At 37.0% G+C, this 17322-nt stretch carries 18 protein-coding genes; 11 read left to right on the forward strand and 7 right to left on the reverse strand.

All coding sequences use genetic code 11. The features are described 5' to 3' along the window. Position 1: 1 nt before the first annotated feature. From IPH66_03995 to bcrC, 7 genes are read right to left on the reverse strand one after another with little or no spacing between them, the layout of a single operon-like run. The gene (locus IPH66_03995; protein MBK7128514.1) at positions 2–1219 is read right to left on the reverse strand and encodes a 2-hydroxyacyl-CoA dehydratase; all 1218 of its coding nucleotides are present in this window, start codon (positions 1217–1219) and stop codon (positions 2–4) included. Next, positions 1207–2952 (reverse strand): AMP-binding protein, encoded by a 1746-nt coding sequence (locus tag IPH66_04000; GenBank protein ID MBK7128515.1) that lies wholly within the window; start codon positions 2950–2952, stop codon positions 1207–1209. The genes IPH66_03995 and IPH66_04000 overlap by 13 nt, the downstream gene beginning before the upstream one ends. Before the next feature lie 2 nt (positions 2953–2954). Continuing rightward, complete coding sequence (locus IPH66_04005) at positions 2955–4049, reverse strand: T9SS type A sorting domain-containing protein (GenBank protein MBK7128516.1); 1095 nt, start codon at positions 4047–4049, stop codon at positions 2955–2957. 14 nt (positions 4050–4063) lie between these two features. Beyond that, a complete protein-coding gene (locus IPH66_04010; GenBank protein MBK7128517.1) occupies positions 4064–4921 on the reverse strand; it encodes a benzoyl-CoA reductase subunit D in 858 nt (285 codons plus the stop codon). Between the two features lie 30 nt (positions 4922–4951). Further along, positions 4952–6343 carry a benzoyl-CoA reductase subunit A gene (locus tag IPH66_04015; protein ID MBK7128518.1) on the reverse strand — a complete coding sequence of 464 codons (1392 nt, stop codon included), beginning with the start codon at positions 6341–6343 and terminating at the stop codon, positions 4952–4954. A gap of 16 nt (positions 6344–6359) precedes the next feature. Next, entirely contained in the window at positions 6360–7643 is a 1284-nt protein-coding gene (gene bcrB, locus IPH66_04020) for a benzoyl-CoA reductase subunit B (GenBank protein MBK7128519.1), read from the reverse strand. A 41-nt stretch (positions 7644–7684) separates the two neighbouring features. After that, positions 7685–8863 (reverse strand): benzoyl-CoA reductase subunit C, encoded by a 1179-nt coding sequence (bcrC, locus tag IPH66_04025; GenBank protein MBK7128520.1) that lies wholly within the window; start codon positions 8861–8863, stop codon positions 7685–7687. Between the two features lie 476 nt (positions 8864–9339). Here bcrC and IPH66_04030 point away from each other — a divergent pair, with 476 nt between their 5' ends. The 11 genes from IPH66_04030 to IPH66_04080 all read left to right on the forward strand — a co-directional run bounded on the left by IPH66_04030 (position 9340) and on the right by IPH66_04080 (position 17260). Further along, positions 9340–9936 carry a peptide deformylase gene (locus IPH66_04030; GenBank protein MBK7128521.1) on the forward strand — a complete coding sequence of 199 codons (597 nt, stop codon included), beginning with the start codon at positions 9340–9342 and terminating at the stop codon, positions 9934–9936. Positions 9937–9962: 26 nt separating this feature from the next. Beyond that, positions 9963–10541, forward strand: coding sequence for a tetratricopeptide repeat protein (locus IPH66_04035; GenBank protein ID MBK7128522.1), 579 nt, complete (start codon positions 9963–9965; stop codon positions 10539–10541). Positions 10542–10544: 3 nt separating this feature from the next. After that, positions 10545–11300 carry a hypothetical protein gene (locus IPH66_04040; GenBank protein MBK7128523.1) on the forward strand — a complete coding sequence of 252 codons (756 nt, stop codon included), beginning with the start codon at positions 10545–10547 and terminating at the stop codon, positions 11298–11300. Then, the gene (locus IPH66_04045) at positions 11297–12289 is read left to right on the forward strand and encodes a hypothetical protein (GenBank protein MBK7128524.1); all 993 of its coding nucleotides are present in this window, start codon (positions 11297–11299) and stop codon (positions 12287–12289) included. The genes IPH66_04040 and IPH66_04045 overlap by 4 nt, the downstream gene beginning before the upstream one ends. Beyond that, positions 12286–13170 (forward strand): GNAT family N-acetyltransferase, encoded by an 885-nt coding sequence (locus tag IPH66_04050; GenBank protein MBK7128525.1) that lies wholly within the window; start codon positions 12286–12288, stop codon positions 13168–13170. Before IPH66_04045 ends, IPH66_04050 begins: the two co-directional genes overlap by 4 nt. Further along, positions 13167–13877, forward strand: coding sequence for a 3-oxoacyl-ACP reductase FabG (locus tag IPH66_04055; GenBank protein ID MBK7128526.1), 711 nt, complete (start codon positions 13167–13169; stop codon positions 13875–13877). The genes IPH66_04050 and IPH66_04055 overlap by 4 nt, the downstream gene beginning before the upstream one ends. A 96-nt stretch (positions 13878–13973) precedes the next feature. Beyond that, the gene (locus IPH66_04060) at positions 13974–14759 is read left to right on the forward strand and encodes a hypothetical protein (protein MBK7128527.1); all 786 of its coding nucleotides are present in this window, start codon (positions 13974–13976) and stop codon (positions 14757–14759) included. Positions 14760–14807: 48 nt separating this feature from the next. After that, positions 14808–15371: a hypothetical protein gene (locus IPH66_04065; protein MBK7128528.1), complete on the forward strand. Its 564-nt coding sequence runs from the start codon at positions 14808–14810 to the stop codon at positions 15369–15371. Between the two features lie 71 nt (positions 15372–15442). Then, a complete protein-coding gene (gene upp / locus IPH66_04070; protein MBK7128529.1) occupies positions 15443–16090 on the forward strand; it encodes a uracil phosphoribosyltransferase in 648 nt (215 codons plus the stop codon). A 1-nt stretch (position 16091) separates the two neighbouring features. Beyond that, positions 16092–16571: a hypothetical protein gene (locus IPH66_04075; protein MBK7128530.1), complete on the forward strand. Its 480-nt coding sequence runs from the start codon at positions 16092–16094 to the stop codon at positions 16569–16571. Further along, a complete protein-coding gene (locus IPH66_04080; GenBank protein ID MBK7128531.1) occupies positions 16556–17260 on the forward strand; it encodes a noncanonical pyrimidine nucleotidase, YjjG family in 705 nt (234 codons plus the stop codon). Before IPH66_04075 ends, IPH66_04080 begins: the two co-directional genes overlap by 16 nt. Positions 17261–17322: the final 62 nt, after the last annotated feature.

The following is a 17322-nucleotide window of genomic DNA, read 5'->3' on the forward strand; positions in this document are numbered from 1 at the left end:
ATTATCGGCTTACTTTAAGATCTTGCAACTGCTCAACAAATGTTTCAATTTTGGTGATGCTTTGTCCTTCACTGAAAAAACGCAAATCACATAAGTCACCTTCAATTACTAATGCGGGTACTCCGGTCATTTCTTTGAGTCGTTGAGGCATCCCGAATTTTGCGTTAGAATTATTGAAGCAGGTTTTTGTATCGTGAAAAACTATACCGTCAATTTTATACTCATCAAACCAGTTTTTCAGCATTTTCATTTTTGCTTTTTCACTTCGGTTAATGAAAATTTCAGTGTATGCAAGTGCGGTAGAATTAAATGGATCATTCTCATCAAAGTGATCAAAAACCCAACTGCTGCAGTAGGTTGATGCAACAACTGCAGCTTTGTTTTGCATGAATAAATCACTCAGCATTCTGAGTTTTCCCCAGATAGGCATCCCTTCCCAAAAAATGCGGGTGGTTGCTTGTGGTAAAAATCCTTTTGCCTCACGCACGTTTGCTTCAAGTTCAGCTAAGAGATGAGTGTAATAATCTTTTGCAGTTTGCGTGCCTCTTAAAACAACAATCGGCCCCATGTGAATAGTGCCGTCAAAAAAACTGAGTGGAGCAATGTCTGCTGTAGATGTTTTCAAAACTTTTTGCCATAACAAGGTGGCTTCTTTACTTAATTTCACCACCTCACGAAAACGATCAATGTCAAATTTTTTTCCGCTTACCTGTTCACAAACCGGAATCATTTTTTGGAATTGTTTTACCACAAGATCAATTTCATCCTGACTTACTTCATCCAAATGTCTCGGAGGTTGAATACCTACAATAGGACACTTGAAATGATCGGCGTAAAAAGTAAACCAGTCTTCAACTTCTCTGCATTGATTTGTATTGTATGCAATGATGTCCGGTTTTGGAACACCTTGCATGTTGTAGTGACTTTGAAGTGGTGATTGTTTTTTTAAAAATGCTCCAATATCAGCTGTAGTATATGAACAAACATGACCTGAGTAACCGCATTTAACTGCTTCTGGAATAAAGTCCATAGCCGTGCGTGTTGCACCTAAAAGTGCTCCATGGTTTTCAGGAAAATAAACTTCAAAACCAAATGAGCGCAACAATTCAGCCGGACCAACACTGGTACACCAGGCAATTTTTTTTGAACCGGATTCTAATGAAAGAAAATATTCTCCCATCAGATTTTTCATCAGGTCAGTAGATTTTATTTTGTACATTTTTTTTCGTTTTCTTTTTCCAGCTCAATAACATAAACTTCTTCATCAACCGGTACTTTATCACCGTAGAGATTTTTTAAGTGAGCCTTGTATTTTTCAAGAACATTTTTAGGCGCCATCTTCATGCTTGGCGTCAGAGTTTTGTGATCAAGTGACAGCTCATCCATGATGATAGCAGCTGACTTCACTTTAGCAAATTTTTGACCGATAGAATTGTTCGCTATATGAAGACATCCGGTTAGACATCTTCCCAATTCATTTAAACTTCTTGGGCAAAAACATCCTTGCTCAGGCGTAAGTTCGTAATCAGGATTTTCCAATAATTTTTTATTCGGAAAAATCAATGCTACAGGATATTCTTCTCCGCTGCCTGAAACAACAGCATATTGAACGTAATGACATTTCAATTCAATTTGTTTTTCAAGATCGGTAGGAATAACCTTCTCACCATTTGACAACTTAAAAATTCTATCTTTTCTTGAAATCAATTTCAATCCATTTTCTGTAAAGGTTCCAACATCACCGGTGCGGTACCAACCGTCTTCAGTAAAAGCTCCTTCATTGGCTTCAGTGTTGTTGAAATATCCCGTCATCACATTTGGTCCAAGCACTTGAATTTCGTCGTCATCTGCAATTCTAAGACTCACACCCGGAATTGGCATACCAACCACACCTGCTTCACGTTTCAAATTTGGATCTGTTAGAGTACAACAAGGGGATGTTTCAGTGAGACCCCAACCTTCAATTACGGTGATTTTTCTTTTTTCAAATTCCAGTGATAATTTTTCAGGTAATGCCGCAGCAGCTGTAAAAATAAATTTCAAACCAGAGTTGAAAAATTGGTCTTCAGCTTCTTTACTTTTTCTGGTGAGATCAAATAAAGACTGATAAACTTTTGGTACACTAAAAAATACGGTTGGTTTTATTTTTTTCCAATTTTCAAAAATAGATGCAGGATCTTTTCCATAGCTGCTTTCAAGAGAAAAAGTTGCACCGTTATACAGGGCTGTGAACAATTCAAATATTCCTCCAAAGCTATGATGCCATGGCAGGTATGATAAAAACCGATCTTCTTCAGTGATATCCCACAAAATATCTAATGCCGCTTGTTGTGATAAAATATTTTCATGGGTGAGTTGAACGCATTTAGGAATACCCATAGTACCTGAAGTATACATATTCAGGCAAATTGTAGAAGTCAGCAGTTGATTGTCAAGAGATGATTGCATTTTATGAACATCGTTGCGCAACGCATCAATATGAATCAAGTCAGGAAAACGTGAGTCAGTAATTTTATCAAAACAAATTATTTTTTTTATTGCAGGTATTTTACCCACGTTGTCTAATTGACTTGCACCAGCCACTGCCAGCCAGGTTGATGCTGAGTGATTGATGAGTAGTTCTGCGGTATCTTCTTTAAAATTTGCAAAGATTGGAACTGCAACACCACCACTTGCCATCACAGCAAGTTCAAGTTCAAGCATGTCTAAACCGTTGCGTGAAAACACAACCATTTTTTCTCCTTTCTCAAAACCTAAGGTCTTTAGATTGGCAGCAATATTTTCAATGTTATTGTAAAAATTTTTCCAGGTGATCCCGTGATAGTTTCCATCACTTTTTTTCTCCTGATAAACGATACGATCTGCAAAGCGTTCTGTATTTCTTTGCAACATAAGAGCCAGATTAGTTATAACCGGCCCCAGTTCAATATCTGATTTTAAAAATCCTTTCACGTTTAGGGCAAAATTTGAATGATACCTGTTGCGATAATTTCGTTGTCTTTCATCACAGTATAGTTGTATAATCCAGGTGAAGTTTTAACTGAAATATCGTTTTGATTTTCTGATAAATTACTCTGATAAATTACTCTACCGTTGAGGTCAGTGATGATTAGTTTTGTGTTTTCAATTTGTGAATCTTCTAAATTGATTTGAAAGTTTCCTGTTGATGGATTTGGAAACACGTTCAATTGAGAAATGACTTCAACATTTGAAATCTCAGTCATTGAATATCCTTCGTAATATTCTACATACAATACCGTATTGTTTTTATCTGCGTGTACAACACATACCGGATAATGAGTATTGTTATCAAGGAAAATATAATTGTTCAATGTATCACGGTTGAGTTCCATGGCATAAACCGGAACGCTCATAAATTCTGCATAAGCACTGTCACTGGTGATGACATATTCATGTAAGCGAATTACATTGCTGAAAGTTCCGGTTGGGGTAATCAATTCACCAAATGCATCTGCTGTCAACACTTTTTCTACGTTGTTCACATACGTTGTGTCTGCGTTGGCAGAATTTTCATCAAACAATAATTCCCATCGTGCGGTATTATTGAAAACATCATTGTACGTTGCAGGACAACCCACGAGCAATTCTTGTTGAAGAAGTGTTACATTTTTATTTGCGTAATCACCTTCTTCAGCTCTGAAACCAACAATCCAAAATCCGGTAATGTCGCGTCTCCAAAACATGTATCCATTATTCATGCCTTGTGTGCCAACCGGTGCCCCGCCATGTAACCCGCTGTAGAAAGCGGCAGGTCCATAAGTATAATGTGTTGATGCCGGAAAGTCTGCAGCGTATGATGTATTGATGGTACTGTCATAAGTTGGTACTTTAAAATAGTGCAGCAATAACGAACTGTAATCCCAACTTTGAGAAACTGCTGACGGTGTACCCAAATTAACAGCGGTAGTAGTATCTGCAGAAACAAAATAGGTGTAGCCTGCTTCAGGCAAATCAGTTTCAGTTACGGTGATTTGCGCACCTGCAGCGAAACAAAGCAGGTTGGCAATGACTACACATTTCCATTTCATACAGTAGAAATTTTTTAGGCAACAACCGCAGTTTGTTTGTCTTTCAGTTTATAATAACGATAACCGCCCCAGATTGCTGCACCAACTGCACCAGAATAAATTGCATCAGGATGCGGGATGAATTCAAAAGAAGCTTTTTTATTTTCTTGCGATAATTCTTCAACTGCCTGAATCATTCCAACGTTCATTCCCATACCGCCCACCAAAGCAATTGGTGTTTCAGCGTTCAATGCACCAAGTAGTTTTACAACGCGTTGTGCAATGGAAAGATTAATGCCTTTTACAATGTTTGGAGTTGAAAGTCCTTTTGAAACCAGGTTGATGACGTCAGTTTCTGCTAACACAGCGCAGATACCCGATGGTACTTCAGGGTTATCAGCTTTGAGTGAAATTTCACCAACCTCTTCAATAGCCAAACCGAGATAACGAGAAATATTTTCAATGAACTGACCAGAGCCCGAAGCGCATTGTCCTGTCATTTTATAGTCAATTACTTTTCCTTTAGAATCAACTTTTACGGCGCGCACGTAAAGACCACCCATGTCAACAACTGTTTTAGCATTAGGTGCAAAAAATATACCTCCTTTAGCATGAGTTGTCATGGAGTAAAAATGACCGGTTTTCTTTTCAACCATTTCTCCTTCACCTGTAGAAGCAAGATATTTAATGTCTTTGTCGTAGTTTAGGTTATTTCTTTCAAGTAAGGTATCAACCAATTCAACAACTACATCTTTTGGATTTCTTTTTCTGATTTTTTCAGTTTGTTTATCCACGATGGTATGTTTTTGAGTGGCATCATCGTATGCAAGCAGAACGCCTTTTACATAGCTTCCTCCTACATCAACACCCATGGTATATATTGTATTGCTCATAATTTTTTTATTAATGATTAGACAATGAAATTATGCCGGTAAAGCGGCGGTTACATTTCTGCGTGCAAACATGGCTCCGCCAAGCGCACCCATAAAAATTGAATCTGTGTGAATATTCATGGTTACTTCACCATACGACTCAGTGACCATTTGTTTTACATATTTCAACACGGCTTGATTTCTGGCAACACCTCCGGTAAATGTAAATTCATTTTTTACTCCGCCTGAGCGTGCAATCAGAGACATGGCGCGTTGTACAATTGCTTTGTGCAGACCGGCAAGAATGTTTGGACGCTCTTCACCATTATGAATAAGCTCTTTTACTTCTGCACCTGCAAATACGGTACAAGTTGAACAAATGGTTGTTTCTTTTGTAGCACTCATTGCTTCAGGTCCAAGTTCATTTAATGAAATACCAAACTCATCAGCAATATAACCAAGGTATCGTCCGCAACCGGCAGCACAACGGTCATTCATGTGGAAACTAGTTACCAAGCCGTGGCTGTCAACCTGAATTGCTTTGGTATCTTGTCCGCCAATATCAAGCACGGTACGGGTGTTTGGAAACACGGCGTGTGCACCAAATGCGTGACAAAGAATTTCAGATTTAATACATTCTTCAGGGAATGGTAACAAGGCACGTCCGTATCCGGTGCCTACCATGTTGGCAATATGAATTTCTTGCTCAGCTACCAACTCAAAATGTTCACGCAATGAAAGCTCAACGTTTTTATAATTGTTACGCACGGCATTCAATTCAGCATAATACCAATCTTCTTTTGAGCCATCTTCTTGTTCGTCTGCAAGACCTTTATATTTTTCTTCAAGTACTTTCATTGACTCAAGAATCAGTTCTTTGAAATTGTATTGTACCATTTCGTTTTCAACCGGTGTAATACTCTTATCAAAAGCCAGCATCAAGGGTTCGTAAAATTCTTTTCCTGCTTTAGCAACTTCAAGATTATATCTTTCACTTACAATATCACGGAAGAATTGATTTTTTGAACCTAAGCCACCGTGTACAAACTCATGTCTGATTTGCGGACGAATTACATTCAAAATTGATTTCAATCTGTCAATGATTTCATTTTTGTTTGGATAAGGAAAAGCTTCAGATGTTTTCACCAGTTTTTCTTCCAAAATTTCCATTCTGCGTTTAAATTGCTGATATTGAAAAACGGTACGAATGTCTTCCATGTATTTTTTAAACTCAGGTTTTGCTTCCATATCTGTTTTGATGATATTTGAAAGCAAGGTGAAACGCGCATCATAAATGGCTTCTTCACGCGCAATATCTGCAGCTACTTTGTAGTTAGCACGTGTATTGGTGATTCCTCTGCCAATGATTTGATCGTTCTCATCGATGATAACGGCTTTTGAAGTAGTTGAGCCGAGATCTATTCCAAGATAATATTTGTTCATAATTGAATTTTAGGGGTTAGACAGTTTCGGTTTTTACAATTTTTTTGCGTTGCTCCAACATTTGAAAGAATGATTCAAGACGATTTTTAATATTAGAGTAAGAGAAGTAACGCGGGTCAACCAAGTCAGATTCAATAAATCCTACAGGTATTTCCAAACGATCTTCAATTTCACGCATCATACCAAGCTGACCAGCAGAGAAAGAATTACAACTTTTAATTGAGTTGGTAACATATCCATCAGCTGAGTATTCAGTAATACATTTTGACAACAAATCAATACGTTGAGGAATGTTCAGATTGGTATAACAATTCATACAATATTCTGAAAGAGATTCCAGTGGACGCGTTGAATCATGTCTCCAGCCGAGGTCATATACACCACCAACTTTGGTATAAGATGAAGCAACGATAACTGCACCCATGTCATAGAATAACTTCCAGAATTCACGGAAACTTGTCCAGTTTGGTGGCCCTTCAACAACTAGACGATATTTTTCTTCCTTCATCTCTCCTTCCGGTGTGATTGGTCCAAGTCCTAATCTTACGCGCTCCATGATTTCTTCATAAAGTGCTTTATAGTATTCAACCGCTTCAGGTGTACCTCTGAAACCGATATTGATAGGTCCGATATAATAAACGCCGGCAAAATAAGCGTCAATAGGAGACGGTTTGTGTTTGGTGGTTTCAAATATTTTTGCAATCCAGTCTTGCGCTTCTTTTGCAAGATTCAAGTGGTATTTCAGTTTTTCTTCATCGTATTTGATGCCGGTAACTTTTTCCATTTTCGGAATCACTTCTTCACGGAACTGACGAACCATGTACTGAGTCATTTCAGGAGTCATTTTTCCGGCTTCCTGATATGGCGTATGAATCATGATTACTTCAGCATTTGGATACAATCTTTTTAAAGTTTCAAACCATTTGAGAAAGGTAAAGCATCCGGTGTAGCTGAGGAGTAGAATATCTGGTTCAGGAATTTTTTCTCCGGTAGGACCGAAGTTTCCTTTCATCATCATACCTACATCACATTTTACGTAAGTACAAACATCTTCAGAGTGAGCGTTTTTTTCAGCTTCTTTGATGTATCCTGCTGATTTTTTACGCATAGCACTTTGCAGCGCATTGATTTCAGGATAAACAGGTAATAAATCAAAGGTGCGTATAAGTTCTGACAAGTTACCGGGTACAAATGTGTAGCACACTTTTCTTCCGGTTTCTTTAGCACGTCCAAGTTCGTTGAAAAGGCCACTGACCATTTCTTTCTGTAGGATCATGCTTCTTTCTTTTTGAGCCTCCATAGTGTAGTTGAGATATTTTTTTTATTAAAAACTGATCTGAATTATGCAGGCTCTCCTTCCCAGAGTTTGATAGAGTCTGAGAATGTTCCTACTTGTTCTTTGATTACTTTATATTGATTGATGTTTTCGCTGAACTGGAATGCGATGTAGCGAATACCCATTTTATTGAATGCATTTTGGAAAATTGGCGCATCAAGCAAGCTCGGGTCACAGAAACTGGCTGATGCAAAAATTACTCCGTCAGCTCCTCTTTTCTTAACAATTTTTGCCAGGCGATGTTCTTTTGGATCATCCACATCATAAATAGAAGATGAGTATTGACTTTGTTTAATATAAGAATTTGCAATTGCCTCTAAGCCATTTGATGTGTAGGAAGCAATGTCTCCTAAAATCATTCGTGAACCAAGCATGTAATCATCATCAACCACATAGCATCCGGCATCTTCAATTGCGCGAATCAAGCCAACTGCCGGTTGCTCACAAAATGCACCAGAGATAACAACTTTGATTTTATCTTGTGGTATACCCACGTTACCACTCATGTATTCTACAACATCTTCAAGAATTGCGTTGTGTTCTTCAACCGGAATGACAGTACCTGCGCGTACAATATGATACACATCTGTGATACTAAGTCTCCATGGAAATTCTTGTCTGATATCGTAAATTTTTTCAATCAGACTGCGGTTGGTATTGTAAAGCGCAATGGATTTATTCATGTCCTCATTGGTCACTTTTTTACCCGTTAACTCAGTGACATAATCCATCACGTGTTGCATTTCTTGTTGGTAAAATACTCCACCAATAGAAGGCATGAAATTTTGAGGAAAATCCATGTATTTGACAAATTTTCCAATTTTTTGTTGTCTGAAAATACCTGATAAATTGCGAATAACATCACAAATAGAAGGAAAGATAAAACCACTCATGTGATCAAGGTGTTTATCCAATGCCAACTCCATAATGCTGCGCGGTATGTGACAGATATATGATTGATAGTAGGCATCTCCTTTGATGATTTCTTTGCGGTCACCGCCACCAAAAATTGCTACTGGTAATCCACCTGCTGCGTGAATCACTTCACGCGGAAAGTAGATAGGCATATAACCTACAACAACTCCTTTTGGGTTTTCTTTAAGCCAATTTCTTGACCTTGTAAATTTCAGATCAAATGCCAGTTCTCTGCACTCTTTCAAGATATCCTCAATTGATTTTTTCATGCGTTAGTTATTTGTTTTTTCGGTCCTTTTTTTTGTATTCTTTTTGATTCTTTGAAGTGATCGTATTCATTCACTTGTTAATCAGGTAATCAAGTTGGATTATGGACTGTTTTTAAATGCTGAAATCCACAATTCTCAACACCGGAGATAAAATTACGTCGCCTTTGTCGTGTCAAAATATGACCGAGATCATAAAACAGGGATAACTGACTTTTATTCAGATACCAGCCTCAACCTGTTTGTAAGTCTGAAATCCTTTTATTGATAAGGGTTTATAGAGTATTTTGTAAGGCTTGCTGTTGACAATAGCATGTTGTTGTCTGATATAAATCATAAAAATCAACCAGATGCAAGATTCAATTTCTTGGTCAGATATCTCAGAATTGTATAAAAATAGCGTGTTTGGCGCAGGTTGAGCCGTTAAGAACCTGTCAAAATCCTGAATAATCGTTATTTTTGTCCAAACACAAAATTCAATGGTATTACCAATTGTTGCTTACGGGTCACCTATTCTTAAAAAAGAGGCTGAAGAAATAGATGAGGATTATGAAGGATTATCACAACTCATCGCTGATATGTTTGAAACCATGTATGAAGCCAGTGGAGTAGGCTTGGCCGCACCGCAAATTGATCGCTCTATTCGTTTATTTATTGTTGATGCTTCTCCTTTTGCTGAAATTGAAGAGGGAGAAGAACCAGACCCCAAGGCAGCTGGACTTGAAAATTTTAAAAAGGTATTTATAAATCCGATCATTGAAGATGAGTCAGGCGATGAATGGCCTTTTGCTGAAGGTTGTCTCAGTATTCCTAAAATTAGAGAAGAGGTGATGCGCAAGCCAAAAATTAAAATCAGTTATTATGATGAGAAGTGGAATTTTCATGAAGATGAATTTGATGGCTATGCGGCGCGGATTATTCAGCATGAATATGATCACATTGAAGGTATTTTGTTCACAGATCATCTCAGCCCGCTCAAAAGAAGAATACTGAAGAAAAAACTCACCAATATTTCAAAAGGAGAAGTTGACGTACCTTATCGTATGAAATTTCCGAATCAACAAAGAAAAAAATAAGTTTCACAAATTAAATGCACAAAAGTATGAAGCGTTATATCATGATGAGTTGTTTTTGTTTTTCCATTGCCATGCTGAGTGCATGCGCAGGAAATGATGATGAAGTAATTTATGACGAAAAGCAAGATGATTTTATCTCACGTGTTGATTACGATGAATTTTCAAAAGAACTGGTTGATCTTGAAAATAAAATTCTTTCACAGACACCGCCTGATGAAAACTTGCTGATTGAAGCAACTACCAAATTTCAGGATTTCGCAGGATATTTTCCTGAAGATCCTAAAGCGCCTGAATATTTATTGAAAGCATCTGACTACGCATATACGCTTCAACAATATGAAAAAAGTGTAAAAATATTAGACCGTATCATTACAGAATATCCTCAATACAACCGCATGGAGGATGTGATGTTCAACAAAGCAAGTCATCTTGATTTTGAATTGCGTGACACCACTAGAGCTAAAGAAGCATATCAGCAATTCATGGATAAATTTCCGCAAAGTGATTTGGTTGATGACGCTCAAAGCAGAATTGAAAATATTGAGTACTCAGCTGAGGAACTCATTGAAAAGTTTATGAAAGAAAGGGATTCTAAACCGCAATAGTTTTTGGTCAAAGTATTTTTTAAAACGTATTATTCTATTCCTGATAAATTAAATCGGGTTGATGTAGCATTTGAGAGAGGTTATCGCAATATTCGTGTGCTCTATAATAATAAAGAGGTTGCGCACTTTCAGACAGCATCAGAGATTTTAACCTCAAAAGAAATTTTGTTGCCTGATGATGGTGTTATCAATATAAGACTTCTCAAAGAAGATGAAGTTGATTTTGAAATCTTTCTGAATGGAGTTCAAATTGATAATTCTTCTACAAGTCCGGCTAAAGTTGCAAAAAGCTTGCGGTTTCCGGTTAATATGGGGCTATTATGGTATGGTTTGGCTTTACTTTTTGGATTTTTTACTTTCAGAGAATTGATTTGGTCACTGATAAAGTATCAACCATCTGAATTTATTTTTAATCCCATCATTGTATATTTTTTCACCAGCACGGTGGTTGTTCTTCTGTTATTGACTACCAATTTATGGACCATTCAAAAAGGGAACATGGTACTCTATTATATCATGTTTATCGCGGTGGTGTTAGATACCTTTTATAGTTTTATAATTCGTCTCACTGAATTTGTTGACGCAGTGTCTGCCTATCATCTGGCAATACTTGTATTTTTTGGTGTTCTGCTTCCGCTTTCTGTGAAAATATTTATGATAATTTCATTTTATCGCAGCATAAAAAAATATCAATTGTACGCCAATACTCAGGCAAGTATGAAGCGCAAATTCAATTCTGATTTGGTAGACGTACAATGAAAATATTTCTCACATACGACTATGAATTGTTCTTTGGTAATCCGCCAGGAACAGCAGAAAAAAGTATTTTGCAGCCAACAGAAATGTTACGAGATATTGCGCACCGTACCAAGGTGAAATTGGGGTTTTTTATTGATGCCGGATATCTTGTAAAACTAAATGAATTTGCTCACCAGTTTTCTGTTGTAAAAGCTGAACGAGATGCGGTTTTTAATCAGATAAAAAATCTGGTGGCTGATGGACATGCATGTGATTTACATATTCACCCGCACTGGGAGGATTGTACTCACAATGGTGAGCAATGGATCATGAAAACAAATAGATACAAACTAGATGATTTTTCTGATTTTGAAATAGAGCAAATTTTTATTAAATATCATCAAGCACTCACTTCTATTACCGGATATTCTTCTCAGGTTTATCGTGCGGGCGGCTGGTGTATTCAGCCTTTTTCAAGAATTAAAAAAGCGTTTGATTCGGCCGGAATTTTGATTGACTCTACCGTTTTTCCGGGCGGCAAATCTATTGTGGGAAATTATAGTTATGATTTTACAAATTCACCCAAAAAATCATCGTGGAAATTCTCACAAGATGTTTGTGTTGAAGATAAACAAGGGAATTTTTTAGAACTGCCAATTTCATCTCATTACTATAATCCACTTTTTTTCTGGAAACTATTTTTACTTGGGCGTTTGGATAAGTACAATCACAAACCACTGGGTGATGGATATCCTATGTCAACACCAGGTTTGAGAAAAAAAATGCTCACAAAAGGTATGTTGTTGTCTGCTTCAACAGATGGTTATTTTGTTACACGACTTGATCAGATTATACAACAAAATACAAAAAGAAATTTTGATGAAATGGTTGTGCTGGGTCACCCTAAAGCATGTACACGCTATGCCTTAAAAAAATTAGAAGAATTTATTGAGCGCAATAAAAATATGCATCAGTTTACAACGTTCAATGAACTGATACTTGCTTCATGAAATTGATCTTATCCAAAGATATTGACCAAGAAAAATGGAACCGCCGCATTGCCAATTGGTCGGGTGAAAATATTTTTATGTACACTTGGTATCTTGATGCGGTGTGCAACAATTGGGGTGGTTTGGTTGAAGGCGATTATGAAACTATTTTACCGATTTCATTTACATCTCGGTTAGGTATAAAGCAATTTGTTCAGGCACCGTTTACAAGAGAATATGATATTGTTGGTGACCAGTACAATTGGGAGCAAGCTCTTCAGTTTTTGTCCAAAGAATTTAAAACTATCAGATTCAGAAATGGAAGCGCTGAAATTCTGAAAAACAAAAAGTTGCGCCGTCACCAGTTTTTATCTTTGTTAGCGGGTATTGATGAGGTGAAAAAAAATTACAGCACCAATGCAAAACGTATTCTAAAAAAGTGTCAGAATTTTAAAATTGAAGAGTCATTTGAACCTGAAATTCTACTTGAACTATTTAAGAAATATGTGGCGCCAAAAATTGAAACCATAACGTCAAAAGATATTCGGTTTTTACATCGGTTGATGCTTGCAGCAATTCAAAATAAGTCGGGTGAATTATTGCTTGTCAAAGAACAAAATGAGATTGTTGCGGGAGGCTTTTTTCTGAAAGATAAAAACCGAATCACCTATTTAAAGGGAGCAGGATCAGAGTCCGCAAAAAAAGCCGGTGCGCTTTATTTTCTCATTGATCAGGCAATTGTAAGGTATCAGAACTATGGTATGCTGGATTTTGGCGGATCAGATATTGCGCCGGTGGCAGAATTTTATCATAAATTTGGATCAACTGATCGGGTTTATTATGAGTATGAAATAAGTGATTTGCCGGTTTGGTTTAAAACATTAAAAAAAATTCGCCGATGAATAAGACGGTATTACTGGTTGGAAGTTCAGGTGGACTTGGCCGTGCAATTGCAAAAGAATTATCTGAGAAAGGATACACACTTGCTTTGCATTATTACAAAAACAAACCTGAACCTATAGGCTCTTCAGACAAAACTTACTACGCCGACATCACACGAGAAGATGAAGTGCGAGAAATGATTACTCAGGTAGTAAGTGACTTCGGAAAAATTGATTTTGTCATCAACAATGCAGGCATTTCTAAAAGTGAAATGAGTTGGAAAACAAGCGCTGATAGCTGGAATCAAACACTCGGAGTTAATCTAACCGGTCCGTTTTTTGTTGCTAAACACGTTTTGCCTCACATGAGAGAAAATGCTGGGGGCAGAATCATTTTTATTTCATCAGTTGTTGCTGAAGCCGGTTTTCCGGGAACGTCTGCTTATGCCGCTTCTAAGGCAGGTTTAATTGGGTTAACCAAAACTCTTGCACGTGAAGTGGCTCAAAAAAATATTACAGTGAACTGCATTGCGCCAGGATATTTTTCAACAGGGATGATTCAGGATGTAACACCTGAAATTCAAGAACAACTCAAAAAACAAATTCCGGTTGGTCGTCTCGGTGACCCGGCAGAAATTGTGGCATTAATTGAATATATCTTTTCTGAAAAATCAGCCTATCTCAACGGTCAAACCATTGGTCTAAACGGTGGCTTGATGATGCGGTAATTTTTGGATTTCATTTTTTATTGGGTTGAACTATGCGTTAGAACATTTGCCTATCTGGGAGGATTTTTTACCTTAGCAGAAATTCAAAACCCACTTATGAAAAACAAATTTTTTCCGCTTAAAGCAGGCATCCTCTCTGTTGATTCCACTGAGTATTTTTCTCAAGTGTCATTAAAAGCTTTATTTTCAAAAATCAAAAATGTGAAAAGAAATGGTGTTAGAAATATGCTGTTGTCATTGTTACTTCTGATAATAACCGGCATGATTCAACATGCCCATGCTGAATTTGAAGGGTATATCACGTATAAGGTAGTAGCAGTTCCACTCAGTGACGGAATAAAGAAGGGCGTTCTGTACAAACACATGGGTAAAACACATACTTTTTATTTTAAGAACGGAATGCACAAATGGCTCAATAAAAAAGGAGAATTCAAATCTGAAATTTATAATCCGAATATTGATTCAAACTATATTTACACTGACTACTACACGCATGATACCATTTATAAAAGCAGTGTTTTGAAAGATCAGGATTCTTTGTATGATTTTGATGAAGAAGAAAGTGTGGTTGTGATGGGAAGAATTTGTCATGGAGCTACAGTAAGATTTTTGAATAAACGGAATAAGGAATCACTCATTAGAACATGGTATTGTCCATCAACCGGCACAGAAATTAATCCTGCGCATTATGCTCATTATAAGATGATGGGTACACATAAACTGGTTGAACATTTCAAATCGTTACCATACTGCATTTTTATACAATATCCTCGCCAAGGATATGCTTTTATCTATACAGCAGAGGCGGTAATTCCAATGAAACTTGATGACTCAGTTTTCGAATATGATAAAAATAAAATCATCAAATTGAATTATGAATAGAGTTAATTGAATGCATTCATCTATCTTAACTTGTAATTAGCACTAACGGTGATAAAAAAATATGCTCGTGAAATAGTATTGATTGCAGAATATATCATTTTGCTCTGCGGTGTGTATTATTGGGATTGGTCAGTTTTTACAATCTATTTATCATTTGTAGTTGAGTATTTTGTTTTGTTCATTTTCTTCATTGCGCTGTTGTATTTTTATCCTGCAATGAGAGATAAAAAACTTGTCGTTGGTAATGTGTTATATGCCGGATTAGGATTGGGTATTGTACAAGGAGCCTTTGTGCTTTTAACGGGTATGCATATTGATCCTGAATTTGAATATTCAAGTGAAGATTTTCCGTGGATATCTGCAGTTCTTTTTTTAATACTGCCTGCAGTTTTAATTAATCTATTTTCTGTTTTGCAAAAACCGGTATCCCAAGCATATATTGACAATCAGAGATCAAGATTATTCGTCACCGTATTGGCCTTGACGGTAACGGTTGGGGCTTCGCTGCTTAGTGATTCATTCTTGGGAGAATGTAATCTATTGGCAACATTGATGCTGGTGGTCACCGGAAGAATAATAGCCGAAATCTGGATGCACCGATATCAGCAATGAGTTCCTAAGATTATTTCGTGATTAGTCTCTTTATTTTTGCGACCTTTGTACATCCTAAAAAATCATAGGTCATGGTGCATGAAATAAGCAAAACCAATTCTGTATTCAACCAGTTCATTGCTGAAATCAGAAATAAAGATATACAAGCTGATCCTTTGCGTTTCAGAAAAAATTTGGAGCGTATGGGTGAAATCATGGGTTATGAATTAAGCAAAACACTGCAGTATGAGCTAACTAAAGTTCAAACACCGTTGGGAATTGCTGAGGTGTTTCAATTGAAAAAACAACCGGTAATAGCATCAATTTTACGTGCCGGTTTGACTTTACACACAGGCTTACTTGGAATTTTTGATCGTGCTGAAAATGCGTTTATCTCGGCATATCGTGAAGAAAAAAATGGAGGACAGTTAAAGGTGCACGTTGAGTACTTGGCTAGTCCTGACTTGAATGGCAAAACATTAATCATTGCTGATCCCATGCTTGCAACCGGACAGTCTATGACATTAGTATATGAAGCAATTCAGCGAAACGGAAGTCCTGAAAAAATTCATGTAGTTTCGGCAGTGGCTAGCAAACAAGCGATTGATTTTGTAGAAAAAATTCTGCCGTCAAACGCTGAAATTTGGGTAGGTGTGGTTGACCCTGAATTAAATGACCAGGCATACATTGTACCGGGCATCGGTGATGCCGGTGATCTTGCCTTTGGCTTAAAATTGTAGTATGAATGTAGGTTTGGTTATTTCCGGTTTCTGGCTTGGTACTTTCAAGTTTTTATTTGCACACTGGCTCACTTATTGGACTGCTGTTGCTATTGATCACAAAGCCCATTTTCTTGAAATTTTTGTTTCAGTTACTGCCGGTGCTTGGGTCAGTATGGCCGCATTCTATTTTATGAGTGAACTTTTCATGAAAATTGCGGCGAAAAAACGTAAAGAAAAATATCTTGAATCAGTTAAAACCGGCATTCCTCTTAAAGCAAAAAAAAAATTTACACGGGTTAATAAGGCCTTGGTTAAATTGAAAACCGGAATAGGCATTTATGGAGTTACATTAATTGCTCCTCTGCTATTGTCTATTCCAATTGGTTCTATTGTTTGTGCCAAATTTTTTGGACATGATCGTCGTACATTTTTTCTGATGATGATTAACACCGCTGCGTACAGTGCGTTTATGTGCTTTATTATATGGCTCATTCAATAAAAAATATCAGACACGTTTTCTTTGATTTGGATCACACCTTATGGGATTTTGAAAAAAATTCATCGGCGGCTATTGCAGAAATATTTGGTGATTTTGAGCTGCACCGGTATGTGAATTCTTTTGAGAAATTTATCAGTCAATACCAACAAATCAACGCAGAGTATTGGCATCGGTATAATAGAGGTGAAATTGACAAACGAAGGGTTCGTTATGGCAGATTTTATGACTTGTTTGAATTGTACAAAATAGATGATCATATAACAAAGGCTGAGTCGTTTGCTGATGCTTATCTTGCTATTGCGCCTGCTAAGACACATCTTTTCCCACACACACATGAAATTTTATCTTACCTAGGTGAAAAATATAAATTGCATCTTATATCAAATGGGTTCAAAGAAGTGCTGGAGATAAAAATGACACGCACTGATTTGAAAAAATATTTTGACGTAATTCTTTCTTCAGAAGATGTGGGTGTGAATAAACCTGATATCAGGGTGTTTAATCATGCACTGAATTTATCAGGTGCTAAAAAACATGAGTCCATTATGATTGGAGATAGTTATGATGCAGATATTTTAGGCGCTCATAATGCCGGCATGCAAGTGATTCATTTTAACCCAAAAGGTGAGGCGTTTGATCATGATTTTGTTCAAATAAGTTCACTAATTGATTTGCGGGACTTGTTGTAAACATGAAACATCTTATTTAGAATCGGTCTAAACTAATTAAAATCAGTCTAAAAAAACGTTAA

The sequence above is a fragment of the Crocinitomicaceae bacterium genome, assembly GCA_016708105.1.
In the GTDB taxonomy this organism is placed as follows: Bacteria; Bacteroidota; Bacteroidia; order Flavobacteriales_D; family Crocinitomicaceae; genus JADJGJ01.